At 72.7% G+C, this 24,275-nt stretch carries 17 protein-coding genes and 1 tRNA gene; 9 read left to right on the forward strand and 9 right to left on the reverse strand.

Annotation, left to right across the window (positions count from 1 at the left end):
* Positions 1 to 114: 114 nt before the first annotated feature.
* The 3 genes from glmU to AB0M16_RS22030 form a co-directional block, all read right to left on the reverse strand.
* Entirely contained in the window at positions 115 to 1,563 is a 1,449-nt protein-coding gene (gene glmU, locus AB0M16_RS22020; protein WP_365345362.1) for a bifunctional UDP-N-acetylglucosamine diphosphorylase/glucosamine-1-phosphate N-acetyltransferase GlmU, read from the reverse strand.
* A gap of 121 nt (positions 1,564 to 1,684) precedes the next feature.
* Positions 1,685 to 1,760, reverse strand: a tRNA-Gln gene (locus AB0M16_RS22025).
* Between the two features lie 14 nt (positions 1,761 to 1,774).
* On the reverse strand, positions 1,775 to 2,635 hold the full coding sequence (locus AB0M16_RS22030; RefSeq protein ID WP_365345364.1) for a hypothetical protein: 861 nt from the start codon (positions 2,633 to 2,635) through the stop codon (positions 1,775 to 1,777).
* Between the two features lie 153 nt (positions 2,636 to 2,788).
* Here AB0M16_RS22030 and AB0M16_RS22035 point away from each other — a divergent pair, with 153 nt between their 5' ends.
* The gene (locus AB0M16_RS22035) at positions 2,789 to 4,141 is read left to right on the forward strand and encodes a histidine kinase (RefSeq protein ID WP_365345367.1); all 1,353 of its coding nucleotides are present in this window, start codon (positions 2,789 to 2,791) and stop codon (positions 4,139 to 4,141) included.
* 23 nt (positions 4,142 to 4,164) lie between these two features.
* On the opposite strand, the gene AB0M16_RS22040 is transcribed toward AB0M16_RS22035, so the two are convergent.
* Both AB0M16_RS22040 and AB0M16_RS22045 read right to left on the reverse strand, forming a co-directional pair.
* Positions 4,165 to 4,665 (reverse strand): SUKH-3 domain-containing protein, encoded by a 501-nt coding sequence (locus AB0M16_RS22040; protein ID WP_365345369.1) that lies wholly within the window; start codon positions 4,663 to 4,665, stop codon positions 4,165 to 4,167.
* Between the two features lie 8 nt (positions 4,666 to 4,673).
* Positions 4,674 to 5,204, reverse strand: coding sequence for a YwqJ-related putative deaminase (locus AB0M16_RS22045; RefSeq protein ID WP_365345371.1), 531 nt, complete (start codon positions 5,202 to 5,204; stop codon positions 4,674 to 4,676).
* Between the two features lie 281 nt (positions 5,205 to 5,485).
* Here AB0M16_RS22045 and AB0M16_RS22050 point away from each other — a divergent pair, with 281 nt between their 5' ends.
* The 3 genes from AB0M16_RS22050 to AB0M16_RS22060 all read left to right on the forward strand — a co-directional run bounded on the left by AB0M16_RS22050 (position 5,486) and on the right by AB0M16_RS22060 (position 10,309).
* Complete coding sequence (locus tag AB0M16_RS22050) at positions 5,486 to 6,487, forward strand: SMI1/KNR4 family protein (RefSeq protein ID WP_365345373.1); 1,002 nt, start codon at positions 5,486 to 5,488, stop codon at positions 6,485 to 6,487.
* 7 nt (positions 6,488 to 6,494) lie between these two features.
* Positions 6,495 to 9,296: an SUKH-4 family immunity protein gene (locus tag AB0M16_RS22055; protein WP_365345375.1), complete on the forward strand. Its 2,802-nt coding sequence runs from the start codon at positions 6,495 to 6,497 to the stop codon at positions 9,294 to 9,296.
* A gap of 131 nt (positions 9,297 to 9,427) precedes the next feature.
* Positions 9,428 to 10,309, forward strand: a complete 882-nt coding sequence (locus AB0M16_RS22060; protein ID WP_365345377.1) for a cellulose-binding protein — start codon at positions 9,428 to 9,430, stop codon at positions 10,307 to 10,309.
* Between the two features lie 10 nt (positions 10,310 to 10,319).
* Here the strand turns inward: AB0M16_RS22060 and AB0M16_RS22065 are convergent, their stop codons facing one another.
* Positions 10,320 to 10,607 (reverse strand): hypothetical protein, encoded by a 288-nt coding sequence (locus AB0M16_RS22065; RefSeq protein WP_365345379.1) that lies wholly within the window; start codon positions 10,605 to 10,607, stop codon positions 10,320 to 10,322.
* 51 nt (positions 10,608 to 10,658) lie between these two features.
* Positions 10,659 to 12,395 carry an MFS transporter gene (locus tag AB0M16_RS22070; RefSeq protein WP_365345500.1) on the reverse strand — a complete coding sequence of 579 codons (1,737 nt, stop codon included), beginning with the start codon at positions 12,393 to 12,395 and terminating at the stop codon, positions 10,659 to 10,661.
* Between the two features lie 375 nt (positions 12,396 to 12,770).
* Between AB0M16_RS22070 and AB0M16_RS22075 the strand changes: the two genes are divergently transcribed.
* The 3 genes from AB0M16_RS22075 (at position 12,771) to mfd (ending at position 19,907) form a co-directional block, all read left to right on the forward strand.
* On the forward strand, positions 12,771 to 13,559 hold the full coding sequence (locus tag AB0M16_RS22075) for an ABC transporter ATP-binding protein (protein ID WP_365345381.1): 789 nt from the start codon (positions 12,771 to 12,773) through the stop codon (positions 13,557 to 13,559).
* Positions 13,556 to 16,129 carry an FtsX-like permease family protein gene (locus AB0M16_RS22080; RefSeq protein WP_365345383.1) on the forward strand — a complete coding sequence of 858 codons (2,574 nt, stop codon included), beginning with the start codon at positions 13,556 to 13,558 and terminating at the stop codon, positions 16,127 to 16,129. Before AB0M16_RS22075 ends, AB0M16_RS22080 begins: the two co-directional genes overlap by 4 nt.
* A 223-nt stretch (positions 16,130 to 16,352) precedes the next feature.
* Entirely contained in the window at positions 16,353 to 19,907 is a 3,555-nt protein-coding gene (gene mfd, locus AB0M16_RS22085) for a transcription-repair coupling factor (protein WP_365345385.1), read from the forward strand.
* A 291-nt stretch (positions 19,908 to 20,198) separates the two neighbouring features.
* Here the strand turns inward: mfd and AB0M16_RS22090 are convergent, their stop codons facing one another.
* Together AB0M16_RS22090 and AB0M16_RS22095 are read right to left on the reverse strand one after the other, a co-directional pair.
* Entirely contained in the window at positions 20,199 to 21,494 is a 1,296-nt protein-coding gene (locus tag AB0M16_RS22090) for an SGNH/GDSL hydrolase family protein (RefSeq protein WP_365345387.1), read from the reverse strand.
* A 126-nt stretch (positions 21,495 to 21,620) separates the two neighbouring features.
* The gene (locus AB0M16_RS22095; RefSeq protein WP_365345389.1) at positions 21,621 to 22,223 is read right to left on the reverse strand and encodes a TetR/AcrR family transcriptional regulator; all 603 of its coding nucleotides are present in this window, start codon (positions 22,221 to 22,223) and stop codon (positions 21,621 to 21,623) included.
* Between the two features lie 139 nt (positions 22,224 to 22,362).
* Here AB0M16_RS22095 and AB0M16_RS22100 point away from each other — a divergent pair, with 139 nt between their 5' ends.
* Complete coding sequence (locus AB0M16_RS22100) at positions 22,363 to 23,247, forward strand: hypothetical protein (protein ID WP_365345391.1); 885 nt, start codon at positions 22,363 to 22,365, stop codon at positions 23,245 to 23,247.
* 146 nt (positions 23,248 to 23,393) lie between these two features.
* Positions 23,394 to 24,158 (forward strand): N-acetyltransferase, encoded by a 765-nt coding sequence (locus AB0M16_RS22105; protein ID WP_365345393.1) that lies wholly within the window; start codon positions 23,394 to 23,396, stop codon positions 24,156 to 24,158.
* Positions 24,159 to 24,275 lie beyond the last annotated feature (117 nt).

Here is a 24,275-nt window from a genome sequence, read left to right on the forward strand (position 1 = left end):
GTCTCCTCGACGGTTTCTCTGGCCGCGAATCCCGCGCTCCCGTGCGCGCGTGCGAGCCAGCCGAATTTGTGTGCACGTATCACGGTACGCCGACTTCGACGTACCTGTTTCCGGTCAGTCTTCGACAGAAGCCCTCTCGGACGCCGTCTGAGCAGCCTGCGCAGCGGCACTACCCGGCCGCTTACGAGCCACCCAACCCTCGATATTCCGCTGCTGGCCGCGGGCGACAGCCAGCGCACCAGCCGGCACGTCCTTCGTGATGACGGACCCGGCAGCCGTGTAGGCACCGTCCCCGATGGTGACGGGAGCCACAAACATGTTGTCCGAACCCGTCTTGCAATGTGAGCCCACCGTCGTGTGGTGCTTCGCCTCGCCGTCGTAGTTCACGAAGACACTCGCCGCACCGATATTGGTGTGATCGCCGATGGTCGCGTCACCCACATACGACAGATGGGGGACCTTCGTACCCTCACCGATCTGCGCGTTCTTCATCTCGACATACGTACCCGCCTTGGCCTTCGCGCCCAGACGCGTCCCCGGACGCAGATACGCATACGGCCCCACCGAGGCACCCTCGCCCACCACGGCGGAATCGGCCACCGTGTTGTCCACCCGCGCCCCACGCCCGACCGACGTGTCCGCAAGCCGAGAATTCGGCCCCACGACAGCATCCTCGGCCACATGCGTGGCACCCAGCAGCAACGTGTTCGGCAGCACCGTCACGTCCGGCTCGAACGTCACCGTCACATCCACGAACGTCGACGACGGATCCACCACCGTCACACCCGCCAGCATGGCCCGCTCCAGCAGCCGCGCATTCAGCAGCCCACGAGCCTCCGCCAACTGCACCCGGTTGTTGATCCCCAGGATCTCCCGGTGATCCACCGCCACCGACGCACCCACCCGGTGCCCCGCCTCACGCAGAATCGACAGCACATCCGTGAGGTACTCCTCACCCTGGCTGTTGTCCGTCCGCAACTTCCCCAGCGCATCCGCCAGCAGCACCCCGTCGAACGCGAACACCCCGGAGTTGATCTCCCGGATCGCCCGCTGCTCGTCCGACGCGTCCTTGTGCTCCACGATCGCCGTCACCGCACCCGACGCGGCATCCCGCACGATCCGCCCGTAACCGGTCGCGTCCGGCACCTCGGCCGTCAGCACCGTCACCGCGTTCCCGTCGGCCACGTGCGTGCCGGCCAGCGCCTTCAGCGTCTCCCCGGACAACAGCGGAGTGTCGCCGCACACCACGACCACGGTCCCCTCGGGGGCCCGACCCAGCTCCCGCAGCGCCATCCGCACCGCGTGCCCGGTCCCGTTCTGCTCCTCCTGCACGGCCGTCCGCGTCCCCGCGTAGTACGCGTCCAGGTGACCCTTCACCTGCTCCCGCGCATGCCCCACGACCACGACCAGGTCCTCGGGCTCCAGCTCACGAGCGGCCGACACGACGTGCCCGACGAGCGAACGCCCGGCGATCTCGTGCAGGACCTTGGGAGTCTTCGACTTCATGCGGGTGCCCTCACCCGCTGCGAGGACGACGACGGCTGCCGGGCGGTTGGCGCTCACGGGGATGCCCTTCGGCTTTCGGGTGGTGGGACTTCCGAAGGATACCGGGGGGTCCCGAGCGGGACATGAGTAAGGGTCCCGACCAGGGAGGTCGGGACCCGAACCGAGGTCTTGTGTGCTGTGGCTCCCCCGCAAGGATTCGAACCTTGTCCTGCTGGTACCAAAAACCAGTGTGCTGCCAGTTACACCACGGGGGACAGCTGCTCAGACCTTACCGGAGACGTGCCTGAGCCTGGGCAACGATTCCGCTCCACCATCCCTCGATTCGAAGGTACAGATCGGCGCTTCGGCTCACATGGATCACGAGACAGCCGTAGTAGCCGTCACCGGTGTTCTTGCGGACGGTCTTCGGGTTGTGCGTCTTGAGGGTCGGCTTCGCGAAGGCCGAGGTGTCGATGCCGGCAAGGTCGGCCCAGTAGCGATGGGCGGCATCGAGGTCGCTGGACTCGTGGATGAGGATGCGGAAGCCGAGACGATCTCTTTCCACGCCGAGCAGGTCAAGCCAGGCGAGGTACGTCTCGATCACTCCGGGATCGCTGTTGACGAAAATTGCCCGCTCACGCCGGTCGTACGGCTTGCTCTTGGAGCCCTCGGCCCAGTAGAGCGCGATCCCCGTCATGAAGAGCTCGCGGTCCGACAGGGCTCCGATCTCTTCCTGGGCGGCCGATCTGATCCTCCCTCGCTCCTCTTCACGGGCGCCGCGCAGCCTGGCCAGGCCCTCATGCATGAGCGCACGCTGCTCCTCGGGCGTGTAGTGCGGCTCCGGCTTCGGCAGGTCCCGTACCCACAGGGAGATCGAGCTCTTCGAGCAGCCCAGCTCGACCTGGATCTGGTCGTAGGTCTTGCCCTCCATGCGGAGCTCGCGCGCCCGAGCACGGAGGTCGTCCTTGGCGTTGGGGCGTTTGGTCCACTCCGGCGGCGGTTCCCCCTTGATGAGCCGGTGGAGGAGGTCGTTGTTGTAGATCTGCAGGCGGTCGCGGATCTGGCGGAGGCTGAGGCCTTCGCGGCGTAAGGCGACGGCCTGTGCGCGCAGGCCTTCGAAGTCGGCGTAGCGACGCGTTTCGGGTGTCATGTGAGCAGCGTCGTTCGGAATGCGGACGTCCGTGTCGAAAATGCTGTCGATTCAACAGTTCGAGGGATGGGTGTGCGTGCAGGTTGACGGGCGGCGCTCCGGGGCGGGTGGGAGGCGGGAAAATCGGTGGCCCTCGCCCGTAGGGTGGACGGCATGACCACAACGGGGGCAGACCAGGACGCGGTGGCACCGCGTACGTGGTGGTGGTGGGGAAGACGGCGCAGTGTGGTGCTGGACGTGACGCTGGCCGTCGTGTCCGCGCTGGAGTGCGGGCTCGAAGGGGTCGGCTTCGCGCAGAAGGCGTCGTTGCCGGTGCCGGTGGGGGTGCTGTTCGGGCTGCTGGTGGGGTCCGTGCTGCTGGTGCGGCGGCGGTGGCCGATCACGGTCGTGCTGGTGTCGATCGCCGTGACGCCCGCCGAGATGGGCTTCCTGATGGGGATCGTCGGCCTGTATTCGCTGGCCGCGTCCGAGGTGCCCCGGCGGTTCACGGCCGCGTTGGCCGGTATGTCGACGGTGGCCGTGTACATCGTGACGGTGGTGGGTCTGCGCGAGGACGTCGCGCAGGCGGACGCGGGGCAGCCGGACTTCGATCCGAGCGGTTGGTACGTGCCGGTCGTGTCGTTGTTCATGACCTTGGGGCTGAACGCCCCGCCGGTGCTGTTCGGGCTGTACATAGGCGCGCGCCGTCGGCTCATGGAGTCGTTGCGGGAGCGTGCGGACAGTCTGGAGCAGGAGCTGTCGTTGCTGGCGGACCGGGCGGAGCAGCGGGCGCAGTGGGCGCGGCAGGAGGAGCGGACGCGGATCGCGCGGGAGATGCACGACGTGGTGGCGCATCGTGTGTCGTTGATGGTGGTGCACGCGGCGGCGTTGCAGGCGGTGGCGTTGAAGGATCCGCAGAAGGCGGTGAAGAACGCGGCGCTGGTGGGGGACATGGGCCGGCAGGCGTTGACGGAGCTGCGGGAGATGTTGGGGGTGTTGCGGGAGGAGCCCTCGTCGGCCTCGTCGCCGGTTGCTGCGGTGGTGCCGTCGGCGGTGCCTTTGGCCGCGGTGGGTCGGGCGGCGGCCGCGGCGGCCGAGGCGGCGGCGGGGGGTGGTGCCGAGGGGGGTGGTCCGTGTCTGGACGCCCTGGAGGCGTTGGTGGAGCAGTCGCGTCAGGCCGGCGCGGTGGTGGATCTCGTGGTGATGGGTGAGGTGCGGTCGTACGGTGCGGATGTCGAGCAGACGGCGTACCGGGTGGTGCAGGAGGCGTTGACGAACGTCCACAAGCATGCGGCGGGTGCGAAGGTGGTGGTCCGTCTCGCGCATCGTGGGGCGGAGGTGGCGATGCAGGTGGAGAACGGTCCGTCGGACGCGACGGCCGCGGACGCGCATCTGCCGAGTGGGGGGAACGGTCTGGTCGGGATGCGGGAGCGGGTGACCCGGCTGGGCGGGGTGTTCGTGTCGGGTCCGACGGACGCGGGGGGTTTTCGGGTGAGTGCGGTGTTGCCGGTGGCGGTCGTGTCGTAGGGGTCTGGCTTCTTTCTGCTGTCCTACGGTGCCGCTACGAGGCGGGTGGGCTGGGTGCCGGTGATCAGGGTGGCGAGGGCGGTGTCGAGGTCGCGGCCCAGGAACCAGTCGCCGGTGTGGTCGATGCTGTAGACGCGGCCTTCGGTGTCCATCGCCAGTACGGCGCGTTGTGCGCCGTCCTCGCCTTCTTCTCCGAGGGGGGCGACTTCGGTGTCGAGGGCGCGGCCGAGGTCGCCGAGGGTGCGGGCGAGGTGGAGGCCGGCGAGGGGGTCGAAGCGTAGGGTCGCGGGGGCTATCTGGCGTCCGTGGCCGGGGGCGGTGACGCGGAGGCCGCCGAATTCGGCCCAGGCTTCGACGACGGCGGGGAAGACGCTGTGCCGGTGTCCGGCGGGTGAGACGTGTCCGCGCAGGAGGTCCGCCCAGTGTTCGGCGAGCTGTATGTCCCAGCGGCCGGGTTGCCAGCCGGCTTCGCGGAGGGCGGCGTCGACGTTGACCGGGAATCGGGTGCTGTTGAGGTCGGGCATGGGGTGGGTCAGCCGTTCTGGGCGGTGGTGCCGTGGGTGGGGTCGACGGTGCGGACCCCGAAGTGCGCGAGCATCGCGGTACAGGAGCGGCAGGGTGCGGCGTAGCTGCCGTGCAGCGGGTCGCCGTCCTCGCGGATGCGGCGTGCGGTGAGTTTGGCCTGTTTCAGGGAGCGGCGGGCCTCGCTGTGGGTGAGTGGTTTGCGTTGGGCGCGTTTGGAGCGGGTGCTCTCGGTGGCGGTGAGGTGCCGGGAGAGCAGGATGGCTTCCGGGCAGCGTCCGGTGAAGCGTTCGCGCTGGCCGCTGGTGAGGGTGTCGAGGAAGTCCTGGACGAGCGGGTGCAGGGTGGGTGGCAGGTCGCCGCGGGCGGCGGTGCAGGTGAGGGTTTCGCCGCGGACGGAGAGGGCCGCGCCGACGGTGGGCAGGATGCCGTCGCGGCGGTGGCGCAGTAAGGGGGCGCGGTGGGTGTCGACGGCGCTGCCCCAGCTGAGGCGTGGGTCACCCTGTGTGGGCGTTGGTGCTGGTGTTGCGCTTGCGTGCATGGTGCTGTTCTTCCCCTCCTGCAATCCCCCGAGTTGCGTGAACAGCCTGCCAAACGCGGTGCCCGATGGGGAAGCTGGGGCGCGGAAACGTGCTTTCGGTGTGTCGGAACCATGGCGGTGCTGTCATGCCGTCGTGACAGTTGGTCACCGGGGGTGGGGTGGCGGGGGTCGGCCGGGGCGGGCCGGGTCGGGGGCTTGTGGCAGCGCATAGGCTGTGCGGACCACCAGCCAGTAGAAGCCACAGGCAGAAGCAGCCAGCAGCCACTCAGGGGGCAACCGCCATGACGACAGGTCGGCTCGGCCAGGACACCGTGCCGCCGAACGCGGCGTACGCCGGTCAGGTCGTGCACTTCCCGGATCCGGTCCGGGCCTCCCGTCATCCCCGAGGGGTGCGGGTGGACGAGCGCGGCTACCCGGATTTCTCTCCGTACGCGCGTGCGGCGGCGGAGATCGCGGATCCGCCGGAGGGTTTCGGCGTCGACGAACTGCGTCTGACGGACTACGTGTCGGCGAACGCGGCGCTGGCCGCGACGGGGCACGAGTTGTGGGACACGATTCCGGCGGTGGCGACGCCGCACGGCTGGACGTGGCATCACGTGGCGCACTCGCGGCGTCTTGAGTTGGTGCCGGTCGAGGTGAAGGCGCTGTTGCGGCATCACGGCGGGGTGGCGACGGCGCGGTCGGTGGATCACGCGAAGCGGGGTACGCGGCCGTTGCAGGAGACCCGGCCGGCGCATTTCGGGCTGCCGAAGCGTGTGGTGTCGGTGTCGGAGCAGCAGGTGCAGGGTGTGGAGGAGGATCTGGGCTACCGCCTGCCGGGGGCGTACCGGTCTTTCCTGAAGGCGGCGGGCGGTTCGGCGCCGGTGGGTACGGCCCTCGACGCGGAGCTGGGGCTGCTGGTGGACCAGCCGTTCTTCACGCTGCGCGAGGAGGCGGGGGTCAATGACCTCGTCTATGTGAACAAGTGCCTGCGGGACCATCTGACGAAGGACTACCTGGGTGTGGCGTTCGTGCAGGGTGGTCTGCTGGCGGTGAAGGTGAAGGGCGCGGCGGTCGGTTCGGTGTGGTTCTGCCCGTTCGACGACGCGCGGGACGGCGGCGAGGTGGCGGCCGGCTGGACGGTGAACGAGCGGGTGGAGCGGTTGCTGCTGCCGTGCGGTGCGGATTTCGACGACTTCTTGCAGCGGTTGGCGGGTAGTCCGCCGGAGCTGGAGACGGTGGCGAACCTGATGGTGGACGGCGGCTTCGCGCGTGCCGTGCCCGTGGTCCCGGTGGGGGAGTGAACTGGCTGTGGTGACGTTCGCGCAGGCGCAGGAGCGCGCCGAGGAGTGGATCAACGGCGATGTGCCGGCGTATCTGCACCGTGAGGTGCGGGTGCGGGAGTTCGGTCTGGGCTTCGTGGTCTGGGCGGAGGACCGGGAGGAGGCTCCGACTCCGGACGGGGACCGGTTGCGTCTGGTGATCGCCCGGGACAGCGGTGAGGCGACGCTGTGGCCGGGGCTGCCGGTGGGTGAGGTGATCCGTCGTTACGAGGAGGAGTACGGGGCTGCCGCCGAGGCGGCCGCTCCGGTTCCGGCGCAGGCTGCCGCCCGTGTCGACCTGAACCAGACGTCGTTCCTGTTGAGCCCGCCGGAGTGGCTGCAGGAGGCGGCGGACAAGATCGGCCTTCCGCCGGTGGAGTCGAACGCGTCCCAGGCGACGGCGTCGGCGTCGGCGGAGGGGGAGTCGGCGGCGCCGGCCCCTGCGGACGCGGGTGCGGGTGCGTCGCCGGCGGCGGTGTCGTCCGCCGGTGGTGCCGGCCCGGACGCGCCGGTCGAGGCGTCGGCCTCGCCGTGGGCGGCGGGTGCTGGCGCGCGTCCTTCCGAGGGCGAGGGCGGGCCGGAGGGTTCCGGGGCGGGCACGTCCGGCGTTTCCAACCTTTCCACCACTTCCGGCGTTTCCAGCACTTCCAGCACTGGGGGCGCTTCCGGTGCTTCGGGTGGTGAGGTTCCGTCCGTGTCCGGTGGTTCCGGCGCTGATGCGGTGGGTGCGCCGGAGGTCTCGGCCGAGGCGTCGGCCTCGCCGTGGGCGGCGCCCGCGGAGGCGGCTGCGTCGGCGTCCGGCGCCGTGGCGCCGTCTGCCGCGCCGGCCGGTCCGGCCGGCCCCTCGGCGTCCGCCGATGGCGGGTCCGTCGCCGAGGCGTCCGCGCCGCCGGCTCCCGCCCCCGTGGTGCCTGCCGAGTCCCCGGCCGGCCCCGCCACCCCGCCCCCGGCTTACGAGCCGACCGCGAACGACGGTGTTCCGGCGCAGAGTCCGTGGGCGGACGCGAACGCCAGTGTCGGTGGGGCCGACGGGGCCGTGCCGTTGCCGGCGACCGTGTTCGCGCCGCCGTTGTCGGGCGCGGACGACGAGGACACGCCGCCGCCGTCGGTGGGCCCGGATGCGCCGACGGCGTTGATGAAGGGTGGGAGCGCGCTGCCGCCGACCGCCATCGCGCCGCGGCTGAAGTCGGACGGGACGTTCGGGCAGGGCGGCCCGCGGGTGTCGCCTCCGCCGCCTGGCGCGCCCGCTTCCGCGGCGGACATCGCCGATGCCGCGACCAGCAAGGCGGCCACGCCGCCGCCCGCCGGGACGTACGTGCGGACGCAGTTGGTGTCGCAGCTGCCCGACGGTCCGCCGGCTCCGCCCGGAGCTCCGGCGGCGCCCGCGCCGACTCCGCCCGGTCCGCCCGGTCCGCCGACTCCGCCCGGTCCGCCGGCGCCGCCGTCGGCGACGCCTCCGCCGGCCGTGCACCAGGCGGCGACGATGCTGGCGCATCCGAGCCAGGGCGGGCCGGGCGCTCCGCCGCCTCCGCCTCCGCCGCCGGGTGTCCCGGGTGGTGGCACGCCCGCGGGTGGGGTGCAGCACGCCGCGACGATGCTGGCGCATCCGAGCCAGGGTGGGCCGGGTACTCCGCCGCCTCCGCCTCCGCCGCCGGGTGTCCCGGGTGGCGGTACGCCGCCGGCCGGTGTGGCGCACGCGGCGACGATGCTGGCGCAGCCCGGTCCCGCGGGGCCGCCTCCGCCGCCCGGGCCCGCGCCCGCTCCCGCCGCGCAGGGGCAGGCGCCCGCGTACGGGTATCCGCAGCCGCAGCCGACGGGGCTGCCGACGGTGGGGCCCGGCTACCAGGCGGTGCTGCGCTATCGCGCGCCCGACGGTTCGGAGCAGCAGATCATCCGCCGCTCCGCGCCGGGCACGCCGCACCCCGAGTGGCAGATCCTGCACGAGCTGCGCGGTATGAACGTGCCGCCGCAGCAAGTGCTGGAGCTGCACACGGAGTTGGAGTCGTGTGAGCTGCCGGGTGGGTATTGCGCGCGGATGATCCGGGAGACCTGGCCGCAGGCGCGGATCACCAACATCGCGCCGTACGGGCGGGATCACGCGGGTCGTCAGCAGGGCATGCGTCAGCTGCTGACGCATCAGGGCGAGTTGCACCAGGTCGCGGACGGGCCGGCGCGGCCCGCGCCGGTGCGGGCGCCGCTGCCGCAGGTGCAGCCGGCGCCGCCGCTGCCGCCGGACGGGGTGGCACAGGAGCTGGCCGGGGCGTTCGGTCCGGGCATCCTGCGCTTCGACCAGCGCGCGGTCTCCCGCCAGGGGGTGCCGGAGTTGGTGGCGGTCACGCTGATGTGGGCGGGTCTGCCGGCCGACTTCGGGCCGTTCTTCTGGGCGCAGCCGGCGATGCCGGTGGTGCCGACGTTGGCGGAGCTGGCGGCGCAGCGGCAGGTGCAGCCGGCGTCGGACGCGAGTTCGTACCTGGTGCTGGGTTCGGACTTCGGCCGGGCGATCTGTGTCCAGTACGGGACGGCGAACATCGTGGCCGTACCGGTGGAGGCCGGTCCGGGTGGGCAGCCGGTGCCGCCGCAGTTCGTGAACACCGGGCTGCCGGAGCTCGTGCGCTGCCTGGCGCTGCTCGGCCGTATGTGGCGGCTGCGGTTCGGGCTGAATCCGGAGCAGGCGGGGCGCTGGACGGCTGATTTCCAGGCGCAGTTGGCGATGCTGGACCCGGCCGCGCTGTCCTCGCCGGAGAACTGGTGGTCCGTGCTGCTGGAGCAGATGTGGGACGGTCTGCTGTAGCCGTAGGGGCGCCCGCATAGGCGCGATGTGACCAAGGGCGCTCGACGTGTGTTCACGTCGGGCGCCTTTTGTCCGTTCTCATGACGCATCCTTGATGTTTGAGGACATAAGGATGCGAAGGGGCGTCAGGGATGAGTTTCTCCGTCGGACGCGGGCGCGGATACCGCCCCGAGCAGGTCGACCGCCACCTCGCCGCGCTCTCCGCGGAGCGCGACGACGCGTGGGAGCGGGCGGCGCGTCTGACCCTCCTGGCCGAGGACATGGAGACGGAGGCGGCACGGCTGCGCGAGGCGGTCGCCGGGCTCGCCCCGCAGCGTTACGAGTCCCTCGGTGAGGCCGCGCAGCGGATCCTGGAACTGGCCGAGCAGGAGGACGAGCGGCTCGTCCGCGCCGCCGAGGCGGAGGCGCAGGCCCTCGCGGCGGCGGCCGAGGAGGCCGGGCGCGAGGCCGGCGAGGCGGCCCGGGCGTACGCGGAGGGCGTCCGGTCGGCGGCGGAGGCGGTCGCCCGCGCGGGCCTGGAGGAGGCCCGGGCGCGGGCCGGGGAACTGGGCACGATCGCCCGCCGCGACGCGGAGGGGGTCGCCGACGCGGCGCGCGAGCACCACGAGGAGACCGGGCGGCGCGCCGCGGCGCTCCTCGCCGAGCAACGCGAGGAGCAGCGGACGGTACGGGACGAGACCGAACGCACGGCCGACACCGCGGCCGCCGAGCTGGACGCCCGTCACCAGGAGCGGATCGCGGCGGCGGATGCCCGGCTCGCTGAGGCGCAGAAGGCCCTGGCGAGGAGCGAGGAGACGGCCCGGCACGGTCAGGAGGACGCGCAGGCGCGGGCGGACGGCCTCCTCGCGGAGGCCCGGATGCGGCAGGAGCGGATCGAGCGCGAGACGGACCGGGTGCTGCGCGAGCACGACGAGGCCCGCGACGAGATCCACGCCCACATGGAGCACATCCGCAACGCGCTGGCGGCCCTGACGGGCCGTCCGGCCGCCCCGGAGCCGGACGACCCGTCGTAGGCGTGACGGCCTAGAAGGACGGGGTGGCGCCTCCCGTGCACACCGCGCCGTACTGGCCCCACCAGGTCACGCTGGAGGTGTCGGAGCTGTAGCCGCCGGGTCGGATCGTCCCGTCGTACTCCAGCGCCGTCCAGGAGCGGTCCCGGTGGTACACGTCGACCTTCACGGGCAGGTTGTTCACGTACGAGAAGATGCCGTTCGCGAAACCGATCTCGCCGTACTTGCGCAGGTCGAAGCAGGCCTTCGTGCTTGTCGCCTCGAAGTCCTCCTCCGTCCACGGCCCCGGCCGGCTCGCCACCTGTCTCGCCGAGCCCGTCGCGGAGCCCGGCGCACGGATCAACTTCAGCTTCTACACACCTGACCGGAGCTCCTGACCGGCCTCCTGGTCGAGGTCCGTGCGGGTCTCCGCGTCGGACTCCTCCAGGACCGGGAAGCGGCGCGGCGCGAGGGTGAGCAGGACGACCAGGGCGAGGGCGGCGGCGCCGGCCGCGCCCAGGTAGACGTAGTCGACGGCCGCGTCGACCGCGCGGCGCAGGTGGTCGGCGGCCTGGCCGGTCAGCGCGCCCGGCGTCTCCAGGGCGCGTACCAGGCCGTCCAGGTCGCCCTTGCCGTCGCCGATCCGCGCGGCCAGGACGCCGTTGGCGATCGCACCGAACAGCGCGGCGCCGACGCTCTGGCCGACCTGCCGGACGAACAGCACCGACGCGGTCGTCGTCCCCCGCTCCTGGTACGGGACGGTCGACTGGACCCCGACGATCAGCGGTAGCTGGAAGAAGCCCAGCGCCCCGCCGAGCAGCAGCATCAGCAGGGCCGGCTGCCACGGCTCGCCCGGGAACGGCAGCAGCGGGAAGGCGAGCAGGACCAGGAGGGCGAGCCCCATGCCGAGCAGGGCGGTCTGCCGGAAGCCGATGCGGGTGTACACCCGGTTCGAGAGGGCGGCCGTGACCGGCCAGCTCAGCGTCATCGCGGAGAGCACGAAACCCGCGGCGATCGGCCCGAGGCCGAGGACCGCCTGGGCGTAGGTGGGCAGGAAGACGGTCGGCGCGACCATGAGCAGCCCGAGCGCGCCGAGCGCGAGGTTCACCGCGGCGATGGTGCGGCGACGCCACACCCAGCCGGGGATGATCGGCTCGGCGGCCCGCCGCTCGATGACGACCGTGACGCCGGCGAGCACCGCCGCCCCGCCGAACAGGCCGAGCGACGGCGCGGACAGCCAGGGCCAGGCGACGCCGCCCTGCACGAGCGCGGTCAGGAGGAGGGCGCCGGAGCCGAAGACGCCGAGCGCGCCGGCCCAGTCGACCGACACGCGCCGCCCGCCCCCACGGGCGCCGGCGGCCCGGCCGCCCGCAACCGGCCCGCCCCGCCGGGCGCCGGCCTCGTCCCGCACGGACCCGGCCTCGTCCCGCACGGACCCGGCACCGTCCCGTAGGGCCTCGGCCGCGTCCCTTACGGGCCCCGCCCCGCGCTGTTCGGGCCTCGCCCCGCCCTGTTCGGGCGCCGCCCCGTCCCGTACGGGCGCCGCCCCGTCCCGTTCGGGCCCCGCCTCGTCCCGTGCCGCCGCTGCCGTCCCGGGCTCCACCAGGTACCGCCCGATGAGCCACAGGGCCGCCGCTCCCACGGGCAGGTTGACCAGGAAGATCCAGCGCCAGTCCGCGTAGCCGGCGAGCAGGCCGCCGGCCGCCGGGCCCGCGACGGCGGAGGTGGCCCAGACGGAGGACAGGCGGGCCTGGATGCGGGGGCGTTCCTTCAGGGGGTAGAGGTCGGCGGCGATCGTCTGGACCGTGCCCTGGAGGGCGCCGCCGCCCAGGCCCTGGACGACGCGGAAGGCGATGAGCGAGGCCATGTTCCAGGCCGAGGCGCAGAGCACGGAGCCGACGAGGAAGAGCACGATGCCCGCGATCAGGACGGGCTTGCGGCCGAAGGTGTCGCTGAGCTTTCCGTACACCGGCAGGGTCACCGTCACGGCGAGCAGATAGCCGGAGAACAGCCAGGAGAAGACCGAGAGGCCGCCGAGGTCGCCGACGATCTGCGGGACGGCGGTGGAGACGATCGTGCCGTCGAGCGCGGCCAGCGCCATGCCGAGCATCAGCGCGGCGACGACCGGGCCCCGCCGGGTGACGTCCGCCTTCGGCGGCGCAGCCGCCCGTCTCGTGATCGCCTCGGACACCGCCGGCCCCTCTCCCCCGCCCCGCGCCGTGACGGATGCTTCGTACATCTAAGTTCGTCCGGGTCAGCCTCTCACCAGGACCCAGGGTGGAGGAACCCCTAGGGGGTCCTCCCTCATACGGCCCAGGGGCCGTTCGTCCCGGCGGAGGACGAGGCGGGCAGCCTCCCGTCCTTAGCTTGGTCCTACGGAAAACCCCAGGGCGAAGAGTGCGCCTGGCACCAGTGCCGAGGCCCCCGCCCCCCGACCAGACTCGAAGACGCCGCCACCCGCTCGGGCCCAAAGAGGAGACATACCGTGACTTCGGCTGTGACCATCCCCACGCACGGGGGTACTGGAGGGAGTACGGCCGTCGCCGCGCGGGCGCGACAGGTCGTCAAGGCGTACGGATCCGGGGAGACCCGGGTCGTCGCGCTCGACCACGTCGACGTGGACATCGCCCGCGGTCGGTTCACCGCGATCATGGGGCCCTCCGGCTCCGGCAAGTCCACGCTCATGCACTGCCTCGCCGGGCTCGACACCGTCAGCGGCGGCCAGATCTTCCTCGACGAGACCGAGATCACCACCCTGAAGGACAAGAAGCTCACCCAACTGCGGCGCGACCGCATCGGGTTCATCTTCCAGGCCTTCAACCTGCTGCCCACGCTCAACGCGCTGGAGAACATCACGCTGCCCATGGACATCGCCGGCCGCAAGCCGGACACCGAGTGGCTGCGACGGGTCGTCGAGACCGTCGGCCTGGGCGAGCGCCTCAAGCACCGGCCCACCCAGCTGTCCGGCGGCCAGCAGCAGCGCGTCGCCGTGGCCCGCGCGCTCGCCGCCCGTCCCGAGATCATCTTCGGTGACGAACCGACCGGAAACCTCGACTCCCGCGCCGGCGCCGAAGTGCTCGGCTTCCTGCGCCAGTCCGTCGACGAGCTCGGACAGACCATCGTCATGGTCACCCACGACCCCGTCGCCGCCTCCTACGCCGACCGCGTCCTCTACCTCGCCGACGGCCGGATCGTCGACGAGATGTACGGGCCGACCGCCGACCAGGTCCTGGACCGCATGAAGGACTTCGACGCCCGCGGGCGGACGTCATGACCGTGCTCAAGACCTCCCTGCGCAACTTCCTCGCGCACAAGGGGCGCATGGCGCTCTCCGCCGTCGCCGTCCTGCTCTCCGTCGCCTTCGTCAGCGGCACCCTCGTGTTCAGCGACACCATGAACACCACCTTCGACAAGCTCTTCGCCTCCACCGCCTCCGACGTCACCATCAGCCCCAAGGGCGCCGCCGAGAACGACGAGGTCCCGCAGAGCGGGCGCCCCGAGGCGCTGCCCGCCGCCCTCGTCGAGGAGGTCAAGGGCGTCGACGGCGTCAAGGCCGCCCAGGGGCAGGTCATGTCCATGAGCGTCACCGTCGTCGACGCGCACGACGAGAACGTCGGCCCCACCTCCGGTGCGCCGACCATCGCCCAAGGCTGGACCTCCACCGAGCTGCGTTCCGTGGAGATCGCCTCCGGCCACGAGCCCCGCGGCCCCACCGAGGTCATGGTCGACGGCGGCACCGCCGAGAAGCACCACCTGAAGATCGGCGACGAGCTGCGCACCATCGCCGTCACCGGCGACTTCACCACGAAGATCTCCGGCATCGTCGACTTCAAGGTCACCAACCCCGGCGCCACCGTCGTCTACTTCGACACCGCCACCGCCCAGCGGGAACTCCTCGGCAAGGAGGGCCTGTTCACCCACGTCACCGCCGACGCCGCGCCCGGCGTCGACGACGACGCCCTGAAGGCGCACATCGCCGCCGCGATCGGCTCCGACTACAAGCTGGAGACCGCCGCCGAGGCCGCCGACGCCGGCCGCGAGGACGTCGCCGGCTTCCTCGACGTCATGAAGTACGCGATGCTCGGCTTCGCCGGGATCGCCTTCCTCGTCGGCATCTTCCTCATCGTCAACACCTTCTCCATGCTGGTCGCCCAGCGCACCCGCGAGATCGGCCTCATGCGGGCCATCGGGTCCAGCCGCCGCCAGATCAACCGCTCCGTCCTCGTCGAGGCGCTGCTGCTCGGCGTCGTCGGCTCGCTCGCCGGGGTCGCGGCGGGCGTCGGCCTCGCCGTCGGCCTGATGAAGATCATGGCGGCGGCCGGCATGCAGCTGTCCACGGAGGACCTCACGGTCCGCTGGACCACCCCGGTCGTCGGCCTCGTCCTCGGTGTCGTCGTCACCGTCCTCGCCGCCTTCGTGCCCGCCCGCCGGGCCGGCAAGGTCTCCCCGATGGCCGCCCTGCGCGACGCCGGCACCCCCGCCGACGGCAAGGCCGGTGTGGTGCGCGGCGGGGTCGGGCTGCTCCTGACGGCGGCCGGCGCGGGCGCGCTGTGGACCGCGACGCGGGCCGACGAGGCCGGCGCGGGATCCCTCTGGCTCGGCCTCGGCGTCGTCCTCAGCCTCCTCGGCTTCGTCGTCGTCGGACCGCTGCTCGCCGGTGTGGTCGTACGGGTCCTCGGCGCGGTGGTCCTGCGGGTCTTCGGACCCGTCGGCCGCATGGCCGAGCGCAACGCGCTGCGCAACCCGCGCCGTACGGGCGCCACCGGTGCCGCCCTGATGATCGGCCTCGCGCTGGTCGCCTGTCTGTCGGTGGTCGGCTCCTCCATGGTCGCCTCCGCGACCGAGGAGCTCGACCGGTCCGTCGGCGCCGACTTCATCGTGCGGTCCGCCAACGGCCAGCCGGTCGTGCCGCAGGCCCAGGCCGCGGTCGAGAAGGCCCCGGGCCTGGACCACGTCACCGAGTACAAGTGGGTCGAGGTCACCGTCACCGACCCGCACGGCAAGGCCGAGAAGACCGGGCTCGTCGCCGCCGACCCCACGTACGCGAAGGACGTGCGCCGCGACACCACGGCGGGCGCCCTGCCGGACGCGTACGGGCCGGAGGCCATGTCCGTCGGCAGCGACTACGCCGCCGAGCACGGCGTCAAGGTCGGCGACCGCCTCGCCGTCGCCTTCCAGGGCGGCCGGCCGGCCACCCTGCGGGTCGCCGCGATCACCTCCGACGCCAACAACATCGACAAGGGCGTGATGTACACGAACATCACGACGGCCGAGCGGTACGTGCCGGCGGAGAAGATGCCCAAGAGCATGATCGTCTTCGCCACGGCGAAGGACGGCCAGGAGACCGCCGCCTACCAGGCCCTCAAGGACGCCCTGAAGCCCTACCCGCAGTACAAGGTCGCCGACCAGGCCGACTACAAGAAGGACCTGCAGGACCAGGTGGGCCAGCTCCTGAACATCGTGTACGGGCTGCTCGCCCTCGCGATCGTCGTCGCGGTCCTGGGCGTCGTGAACACCCTCGCCCTGTCGGTCGTCGAGCGCACCCGCGAGATCGGCCTCATGCGCGCCATCGGCCTCTCGCGCCGCCAGCTGCGCCGCATGATCCGCCTGGAGTCCGTGGTCATCGCCCTCTTCGGCGCCCTCCTCGGCCTGGGACTCGGCCTGGGCTGGGGCACCGCCGCCCAGAAGCTCCTCGCCCTGGAGGGCCTGGGCGTCCTGGAGATCCCCTGGCCGACGATCGTCGCGGTCTTCGTCGGCTCGGCCTTCGTGGGCCTCTTCGCGGCCCTGGTCCCGGCCTTCCGGGCGGGCCGGATGAACGTCCTGAACGCGATCGCGACGGACTAGCGCGCCGCGTGCGCCACGGGCCGGGCCCGGCGGACCAGTCCGCCGGGCCCGGCCCGTGGTCATGGGACGCGGCCGGGGTGGATCCAGAACCGTACGGTCGGGCTCATGGCGCGTCGATCACACCGACGAGTGCGCGTCACCGCCTCGTCGTAGGCTGGAGGCCCCGGCCCGTGAGACGTGTCGGGCCGTTCGCGTTGCCCACCTTCGCCGGGATGGACCCTCCATGAGCCTGCACGGTCTGCTGGACGTCGTCGCCAAGGACGCCGCTCTCACCGAGGCGGTCAAGGCCGCCACGGACGGCAATCGCCACCATGTCGACCTCGTCGGCCCCCCGGCCGCCCGCCCCTTCGCCGTCGCCGCCCTCGCCCGCGGGGCCGGGCGCCCGGTGCTCGCGGTGACCGCCACCGGGCGCGAGGCCGAGGACCTGGCCGCCGCCCTGCGCTCCCTCCTCGACCCGGACACGGTCGTCTACTACCCGTCCTGGGAGACGCTGCCGCACGAGCGCCTCTCGCCCCGGTCCGACACCGTCGGCCGCCGCCTCGCGGTGCTGCGCCGCCTCGCGCACCCCCGTGACGACGACCCCGCCGCCGGCCCGGTCAGCGTCGTCGTCGCGCCCATCCGCTCCGTACTCCAGCCGCAGGTCAAGGGGCTCGGCGACCTGGAGCCGGTGGCGCTCAGGAGCGGCCAGACGGCCGACCTGGAAGAGATCGTGGCGGGCCTCGCCGCGGCCGCGTACTCCCGCGTGGAGCTCGTCGAGAAGCGCGGCGAGTTCGCCGTCCGCGGCGGCATCCTCGACGTCTTCCCGCCGACCGAGGAACACCCCCTGCGGATCGAGTTCTGGGGCGACGACGTCGAGGAGATCCGCTACTTCAAGGTCGCCGACCAGCGGTCCCTGGAGGTCGCCGAGCACGGACTGTGGGCGCCGCCCTGCCGCGAGCTGCTCCTGACCGACGACGTGCGGCAGCGGGCCGCCGCCCTCGCCGAGCGGCACCCGGAGCTCGGCGAGCTGCTCGACAAGATCGCCGAGGGCATCGCCGTCGAAGGCATGGAGTCCCTCGCGCCGGTGCTCGTCGACGACATGGAGCTGCTCCTCGACGTGCTGCCGAAGGGCTCGATGGCCGTGGTCTGCGACCCGGAGCGGGTCCGCACCCGGGCCGCCGACCTGGTGGCGACGAGCCAGGAGTTCCTGCAGGCCTCCTGGGCCGCCACCGCCGGCGGCGGCGAGGCCCCGATCGACGTCGGCGCGGCCTCCCTGTGGGGGATCGCGGACGTCCGGGACCGGGCCCGCGAGCTCGGCATGATGTGGTGGTCGGTGTCGCCGTTCGCCGCCGACGAGACGGTGACGGAGACCTTCGCCGCCGACGCGGCGGGCGACACGCTCAAGCTGGGCATGCACGCCCCCGAGTCGTACCGCGGCGACACCGCCCGCGCGCTCGCCGACACCAAGGGCTGGCTGGCCGACGGCTGGCGCACGGTGTTCGTGACCGAGGCGCACGGCCCGGCCTCCCGCACCGTCGAGGTCCTCGGCGGCGAGGGCATCGCGGCCCGTCTGGACGCCCACCTGACGGAGATCTCCCCGTCGGTCGTGCACGTGGCCTGCGGCGCGATCGACCACGGCTTCGTCGACCGGACGCTGAAGCTCGCCGTGCTCACCGAGACGGACCTGTCGGGGCAGAAGGCCGCCGGCAAGGACGGCCAGCGCATGCCGGCCAAGCGCCGCAAGACGATCGACCCGCTGACCCTGGAGGCCGGCGACTACATCGTCCACGAGCAGCACGGCGTCGGCCGCTACATCGAGATGGTGCAGCGCACCGTGCAGGGCGCCACCCGCGAGTACCTGCTCGTCGAGTACGCGCCCGCCAAGCGCGGCCAGCCCGGCGACCGGCTCTACATCCCGACCGACCAGCTGGAGCAGGTCACCAAGTACGTGGGCGGCGAGGCCCCGACCCTGCACCGGCTCGGCGGCGCCGACTGGACGAAGACGAAGGCACGCGCGAAGAAGGCGGTCAAGGAGATCGCCGCCGACCTGATCAAGCTGTACAGCGCCCGGATGGCGGCCCCCGGCCACGCCTTCGGCCCCGACACCCCCTGGCAGCGGGAGCTGGAGGACGCCTTCCCGTACGCGGAGACGCCCGACCAGCTGTCGACGATCGCCGAGGTGAAGGAGGACATGGAGAAGACGGTCCCCATGGACCGTCTGATCTGCGGCGACGTGGGCTACGGAAAGACGGAGATCGCGGTCCGGGCGGCCTTCAAGGCCGTCCAGGACGGCAAGCAGGTCGCCGTCCTCGTGCCGACGACGCTGCTGGTGCAGCAGCACTTCGGCACCTTCTCCGAGCGCTACGGCCAGTTCCCGGTGAACGTCCGCGCCCTGTCCCGCTTCCAGACGGACACCGAGGCGAAGGCGACGCTGGAGGGCCTGAAGGACGGCGCCGTGGACGTCGTCATCGGCACCCACCGTCTCTTCTCCTCCGAGACGAAGTTCAAGGACCTGGGCCTGGTGATCGTCGACGAGGAGCAGCGTTTCGGCGTCGAGCACAAGGAGCAGCTGAAGAAGCTGCGCGCCAACGTCGACGTCCTGACGATGTCCGCGACACCGATCCCCCGCACGCTGGAGATGGCGGTCACCGGCATCCGCGAGATGTCGACGATCACCACGCCGCCGGAGGAGCGGCACCCGGTCCTCACCTTCGTCGGGCCGTACGAGGAGAAGCAGATCGGCGCGGCCATCCGCCGCGAACTGCTGCGCGAGGGGCAGGTCTTCTACATCCACAACCGCGTCGAGTCCATCGACCGGGCGGCGGCGCGGCTGCGCGACATCGTGCCCGAGGCGCGGATCGCGACGGCGCACGGGCAGATGTCGGAGTCGGCCCTGGAGCAGGTCGTGGTCGACTTCTGGGAGAAGAAGTTCGACGTCCTCGTGTCGACGACGATCGTGGAGTCGGGCATCGACATCTCCAACGCCAACACCCTGATCGTCGAGCGCGGCGACAACTTCGGGCTCTCGCAGCTCCACCAGCTGCGCGGCCGTGTGGGCCGGGGCCGCGAGCGGGGCTACGCGTACTTCCTGTACCCGCCGGAGAAGCCGCTGACGGAGACGGCCCACGAGCGCCTCGCCACCATCGCCCAGCACACCGAGATGGGCGCGGGCATGTACGTGGCGATGAAGGACCTGGAGATCCGCGGCGCGGGCAATCTGCTCGGCGGCGAGCAGTCCGGCCACATCGCGGGCGTCGGCTTCGACCTGTACGTCCGCATGGTGGGCGAGGCCGTCGCCGACTACCGGGCCTCCCTGGAGGGCGGCGTGGAGGAGGAGCCGCCGCTGGAGGTCAAGATCGAGCTCCCGGTCGACGCGCACGTCCCGCACGACTACGCCCCGGGCGAGCGCCTGCGCCTCCAGGCGTACCGCGCCATCGCCTCGGCCAACTCGGAGGAGGACGTCAAGGCCGTGCGCGAGGAGCTCACCGACCGCTACGGCAAGCTGCCCGAACCGGTCGAGAACCTCCTCCTCGTCGCCGGTCTGCGCATGCTGGCCCGCGCCTGCGGCGTCGGCGAGATCGTCCTGCAGGGCCCCAACATCCGCTTCGCCCCGGTGGAGCTGCGCGAGTCGCAGGAGCTGCGCCTGAAGCGCCTGTACCCGCGCACGGTCATCAAGCCGGCCGTCCACCAGATCCTGGTGCCGCGGCCGACGACCGGGAAGATCGGCGGGAAGCCGGTCGTGGGCCGCGAACTGCTGGCGTGGACCGGGGAGTTCCTGGCGGAGATCCTCGGGTCGTGACCGTTTCCCGCCCCGGCCGCCGACCGGGGCGGCACCCCGCACGCCGTACCCCGCACCCCGCACGCCGCGCCCCGTGCCCCGCGCCCCGAACCCCGAACCCCGCGCCGTGCGGCTGCTGCCGGCGCGGGGTGCGGGGTGCCGTGCGGGGGTGGGTCCTGTCCGGCGGATCGGGGTCGGGCCGGCCCCGGGGGCTCGCCGATCACGGCGGGCTCCAGGGCCTCCCCGATCCGGCCTGATCGACGGGACGCCCCTGGGCCCCTCGAAGCCGAGCTGGAGCCAGTCGAGGTTGAGCTAGAACCCGTCGAGGTCGAGCGCCTCGGCCATCGCGCGGTAGCCCGCGTCGCCCGGGTGGAGGTGGTCGCCGGAGTCGTAGGCCGGGAGGATGCGGTCCGGGTCGGCCGGGTCGGCGACGGCGCGGTCGAGGTCGACCACGGTGTCGTACGCGCCCGAGGTGCGGACCCACTCGTTGAACGCCTCCCGCTTGGCCTCGTTCTCCGGGCTGTCGTAGAAGGAGCCCTTGATCGGGGTGAGGGTCGCGCCGACGACCTTCAGGCCGTGGGCGTGGGCCTGGCGGATGAGGGCGCGGTGGCCCTCGATGAGCCGGTTCACCGAGACCTCGGGGGTCGGGCCGCCGGGGAAGGCCGGGCCGCTGCCGCCGATGTCGTTGATGCCCTCCAGCAGGATCACCGTGCCGACGCCCTTCTCCGTCAGCACGTCCTTGCGGAAGCGCGTGACGGCCGCTTCGCCCGCCCAGGTGGTGTCGTTGGTGACCTGGTTGCCGCCGATGCCGTGGTTGAGGACGGCGTGCGGTCGGCCGGCGGCGGCGAGGCGCTCGGCGAGCTCGTCGGGGTAGCGGTTGTCGGCGTCGGTGGTGGAGCCGACGCCGTCGGTGATGGAGTCGCCGAAGGCGACGATCCCGTCCCGGCGGGCGGCGCCGCGCGGGCCGCCGGAGACCTCGACGCCGGACAGGTAGTACCAGGACGTCCCGGTCTCCGTGAACGCGGTGCCCGAGGTGTCCGCCCGGTGGTCGCCGGACGCCCGGTAGCTGGTGGCGGACGCCATGTGGTGGAAGGTCGCCGGGCCGGTCGGGCCGGCCAGATAGAGGGTCACGGTGACCGACTCGAGCGCCTTGGTGCGGAAGGGCACGCCGTCGCTGAGCAGGGTGCCGCCGGCCGGCACGGTGACGGAGCCGCGGCCGCCGAAGGTGAGCGCCCGGACCGAGCCGGGCTCCACCGCCCCGCCCTCGGCGGTGCGGGCGACGGTCGCGCCGGTCACCCGCAGGGGGGTGGTGCCGTAACGGTTGGTCAGTTCGATGCGCGCCCTGGTGCCGCCCGCGGTGACCCGCACGATCTGCCGGACGGTCTGGTCGGTGAAGCCCTGCTGCGACCAGTTGGGGCCGAAGGGCGCGGCCGGCGCCTGCGGGGACGCGGCCCACGCGCCGTGCCAGGCGCCGGCGGCGGTGGTCGCGGTAGCGCTGCCCGCGGAGGCCGGGGTGGCGGTGGCGGTGGTGGCCGGGACGGTGGCGAGGGTCAGGGTGGTGAGCAGGGCGATACCCGCTCGCCGGAGGGTGCTGGTGCCGGTGGTCATGTCGCTGGTCGCTTCCCCGTTGTCGTCAGTGTGTACGACAGGCACCAAGGTCGTATCGCCTTCAACTATTCCCTTGTGGTGCAAGAAAGTTGGCGACGTGTCAGGGGAGTCGCCCGGGACGGTCCGTCATGAGTGGTCCGAGCCGCCGGTGTCGCCCGCGCCGTCCCTGCCGAACGTCAGCCCCGCGAGCGAGCGGAAGGCCTCTCCCGGGTCACGTCCGGCCAGCGGGTCGTCCAGGTTGTGGGTGAGCAGCAGGGTCGCGAAGCCGTGCGCCAGGGACCAGGCGGCGATGCCCGCGGTGCGCGGGTCGGCGCTGGTGGCCGCGAGGCCGGTGACGCCGGCGCGGAGCTCGGTGGAGGCGCGTTCCTTGGCGGCGAGCAGTTCGGGGTCGTCGGCGCGGTGCAGGTCGGGCTGGAACATCACCTGGAAGTGCGCCGGGTGCGCGGCGGCGAAGCGTACGTAGCGCACTCCGCGTTCACGCAGGTCGGGGGCGTCGGCGAGGGCGTCGGCGAGGAGGTCGTAGCCCTGGGCGGCGATCGCGGTGAGCAGGCCGGTGCGGTCCTTGAAGTGGTGGGCGGGCGCCGCGTGCGAGACGCCCGCGCGGCGTGCGAGGTCGCGCAGGCTCAGCGCGCCCGGCCCCTCGGTCGCGATGACGTCGAGGGCGGCGGCGAGGACGGCCTGCCGCAGGTCGCCGTGGTGGTAGGCGCGCCGGCTGGTGTCACTGGGCATGGGAGCAGCGTACGCGGAATCTAGGCATTGACAAGTTCGGTCGGCGGGAGCAATCTAGTCAGTGACAAGATGTGCGGAGCGAGACCGGGCGGACCGGGGTCGAGACCCGGTGGTCCCCCGGTGGACCGAGGAGGCTGTCATGACCGTCGAAACCCTCACCGTGGAGCCCGGCCGCGTCCGCCAGATGTGGCACCTGCTCGAACCCCTGAGCTCCGTCGTCTACTACGCGCCCGAGGCCTTCGGCGAGGCCGCCGCCCTCGGCTACGACGTCGACGAGCGCTGGCCCAGCTACTTCGCCTGGCGTGCCGCGGCTCTCGGTCCCGTCGGCGCCGAGCGGGTCGCCTCCGCCTTCTACAGCTTCAGCCCCGCCATGGTCGCCCGCCACGTCCCCGCCGTCTGGGCCGTCGCCGCCCCCGCGGACGTGCTCGCCGCCCGGCTCCGCGCGGCCGACCGCACCTACCGGACGCTCCTCGGCGACGACGCCCTCGCGAGCCCGGAGCTCGCCGAGGCCGCCGCCCTCGCCCGGCGCGCCGCCGGGGCCGCGGTGACCGCCGGACGGCCGCTGGCCGCCGCCCACGCCGAACTGCCCTGGTCCGACGTCCCGCACCTGGTCCTCTGGCAGGCGGCCACGATCCTGCGCGAGCACCGCGGCGACGGGCACCTCGCCGCCCTCCTCGCCGCCGGGCTCGACCCCGTCGAGTCCCTCGTCTCCTTCGCCGCGGTCGGCGCCGCCGCCGAGGCGACCTTCGCCGGCCGCGGCTGGAGCGCGGACGAGTGGTCCGCCGCCCGTGACCGCCTCGGCGCCCGCGGCCTCGTCCACCCCGACGGCACCGCCACGGATGCCGGCCGCGCCCTGCGCGCCGAGGTCGAACTCCGCACCGACGAACTCGCCGCCGGCCCCTGGGCCGCCCTCGGCCCGGAGGCCACGGCCCGCCTCGCCGACCTGCTGGGCGGCCCGTGGCTGACGGTCATCGGCTCGGGGCTGCTGCCGGGAGAGAACACGCTGGGCATCGGGAAGGTCTGAGGGGTCCTTCGTCCCGGCCGGTGCGGGAGGGCGCTGCTGGAGGCCCCGCCGTCCTCCAGCCACCCGGCGCCCGGCGCCCGCCGGTCAGCGGTCGGCGGTCGAAAAATCGTTTCGCCGCTCTGTCGGCGCGTCGTTAGCCTGCCGGCATGGACCTGCACATCACGACGCTCGCCGAACGCCCCGAACTCGAGGGGCGGATGTGGAGCATGAAGGACCTCTGGCCGGAGTACATGATGTACGACCCGGTCGGCTGGGCCAACATGGGCCGCATCGTCGCCGAGTTCCCCGAGTACGTCCTCGTCGCCACCGAGGCCGCCACCGACGGGACCACCGGGGGGAACGTGGTCGCCCGCGGCTTCAGCGTGCCCTTCCAGCTCCACGCCGCGGGTCGCGGCGAGCTGCCCGCCACCGGCTGGGACCAGGTCCTGCTCTGGGCGTTCTCCGACCTCCGGCACGGCCGCACGCCCGACACCGTCAGCGCGATCGAGATCACCGTGGCGACGAGCGCGCTCGGCAACGGCATCTCGCACCGCATGCTGGCGGCGCTGCGCGCCAACACCCAGCGCCTCGGCTTCTCCGAGCTGGTCGCCCCGGTGCGTCCCAACGGCAAGCACCTGGAGGCCGCGGCCTCCATCCACGAGTACGCCTTCCGCACCCGAGAGTCGGACGGTCTGCCGCACGACCCGTGGCTGCGCGTCCACGTCCGGGCGGGCGGCACCGTGGAGAAGGTCGCCCCGGCGTCGATGACGGTCAGCGCGTCCGTGGAGCAGTGGCGCTCGTGGACGCGCCTGCCCTTCGACACCGACGGCCCCGTCGAGGTCGAGGGCGCCCTGGTGCCGGTGCACTGCGAGGCCTCCCGGGGCTACGCGGTGTACGTCGAGCCGAACGTCTGGGTCCGCCACGCCGTCTGAGCCGGACCCGGCACCGCACCGCCACATCCCTGACGCGCCGAAGGCGTGAAGGCCACCCCCCTCCGGAGGCCTTCACGCCTTTCGCGTCCTCGGATGCCGGCCGGCCCGTCCGTCCCC

It is taken from the genome of Streptomyces sp. NPDC051921 (assembly GCF_040680975.1).
In the GTDB taxonomy this organism is placed as follows: domain Bacteria; phylum Actinomycetota; class Actinomycetes; order Streptomycetales; family Streptomycetaceae; genus Streptomyces.

Coding starts and splice junctions, on each gene's coding strand:
- AB0M16_RS22030 (WP_365345364.1), bottom strand. CDS start 2,635: ATGACACCCGAAACGCGTCGCTACGCCGACTTCGAAGGCCTGCGCGCA.
- AB0M16_RS22035 (WP_365345367.1), top strand. CDS start 2,789: ATGACCACAACGGGGGCAGACCAGGACGCGGTGGCACCGCGTACGTGG.
- AB0M16_RS22040 (WP_365345369.1), bottom strand. CDS start 4,665: ATGCCCGACCTCAACAGCACCCGATTCCCGGTCAACGTCGACGCCGCC.
- AB0M16_RS22045 (WP_365345371.1), bottom strand. CDS start 5,204: ATGCACGCAAGCGCAACACCAGCACCAACGCCCACACAGGGTGACCCA.
- AB0M16_RS22050 (WP_365345373.1), top strand. CDS start 5,486: ATGACGACAGGTCGGCTCGGCCAGGACACCGTGCCGCCGAACGCGGCG.
- AB0M16_RS22060 (WP_365345377.1), top strand. CDS start 9,428: ATGAGTTTCTCCGTCGGACGCGGGCGCGGATACCGCCCCGAGCAGGTC.
- AB0M16_RS22070 (WP_365345500.1), bottom strand. CDS start 12,395: ATGCTCGGCATGGCGCTGGCCGCGCTCGACGGCACGATCGTCTCCACC.
- AB0M16_RS22080 (WP_365345383.1), top strand. CDS start 13,556: ATGACCGTGCTCAAGACCTCCCTGCGCAACTTCCTCGCGCACAAGGGG.
- mfd (WP_365345385.1), top strand. CDS start 16,353: ATGAGCCTGCACGGTCTGCTGGACGTCGTCGCCAAGGACGCCGCTCTC.
- AB0M16_RS22090 (WP_365345387.1), bottom strand. CDS start 21,494: ATGACCACCGGCACCAGCACCCTCCGGCGAGCGGGTATCGCCCTGCTC.
- AB0M16_RS22095 (WP_365345389.1), bottom strand. CDS start 22,223: ATGCCCAGTGACACCAGCCGGCGCGCCTACCACCACGGCGACCTGCGG.
- AB0M16_RS22100 (WP_365345391.1), top strand. CDS start 22,363: ATGACCGTCGAAACCCTCACCGTGGAGCCCGGCCGCGTCCGCCAGATG.
- AB0M16_RS22105 (WP_365345393.1), top strand. CDS start 23,394: ATGGACCTGCACATCACGACGCTCGCCGAACGCCCCGAACTCGAGGGG.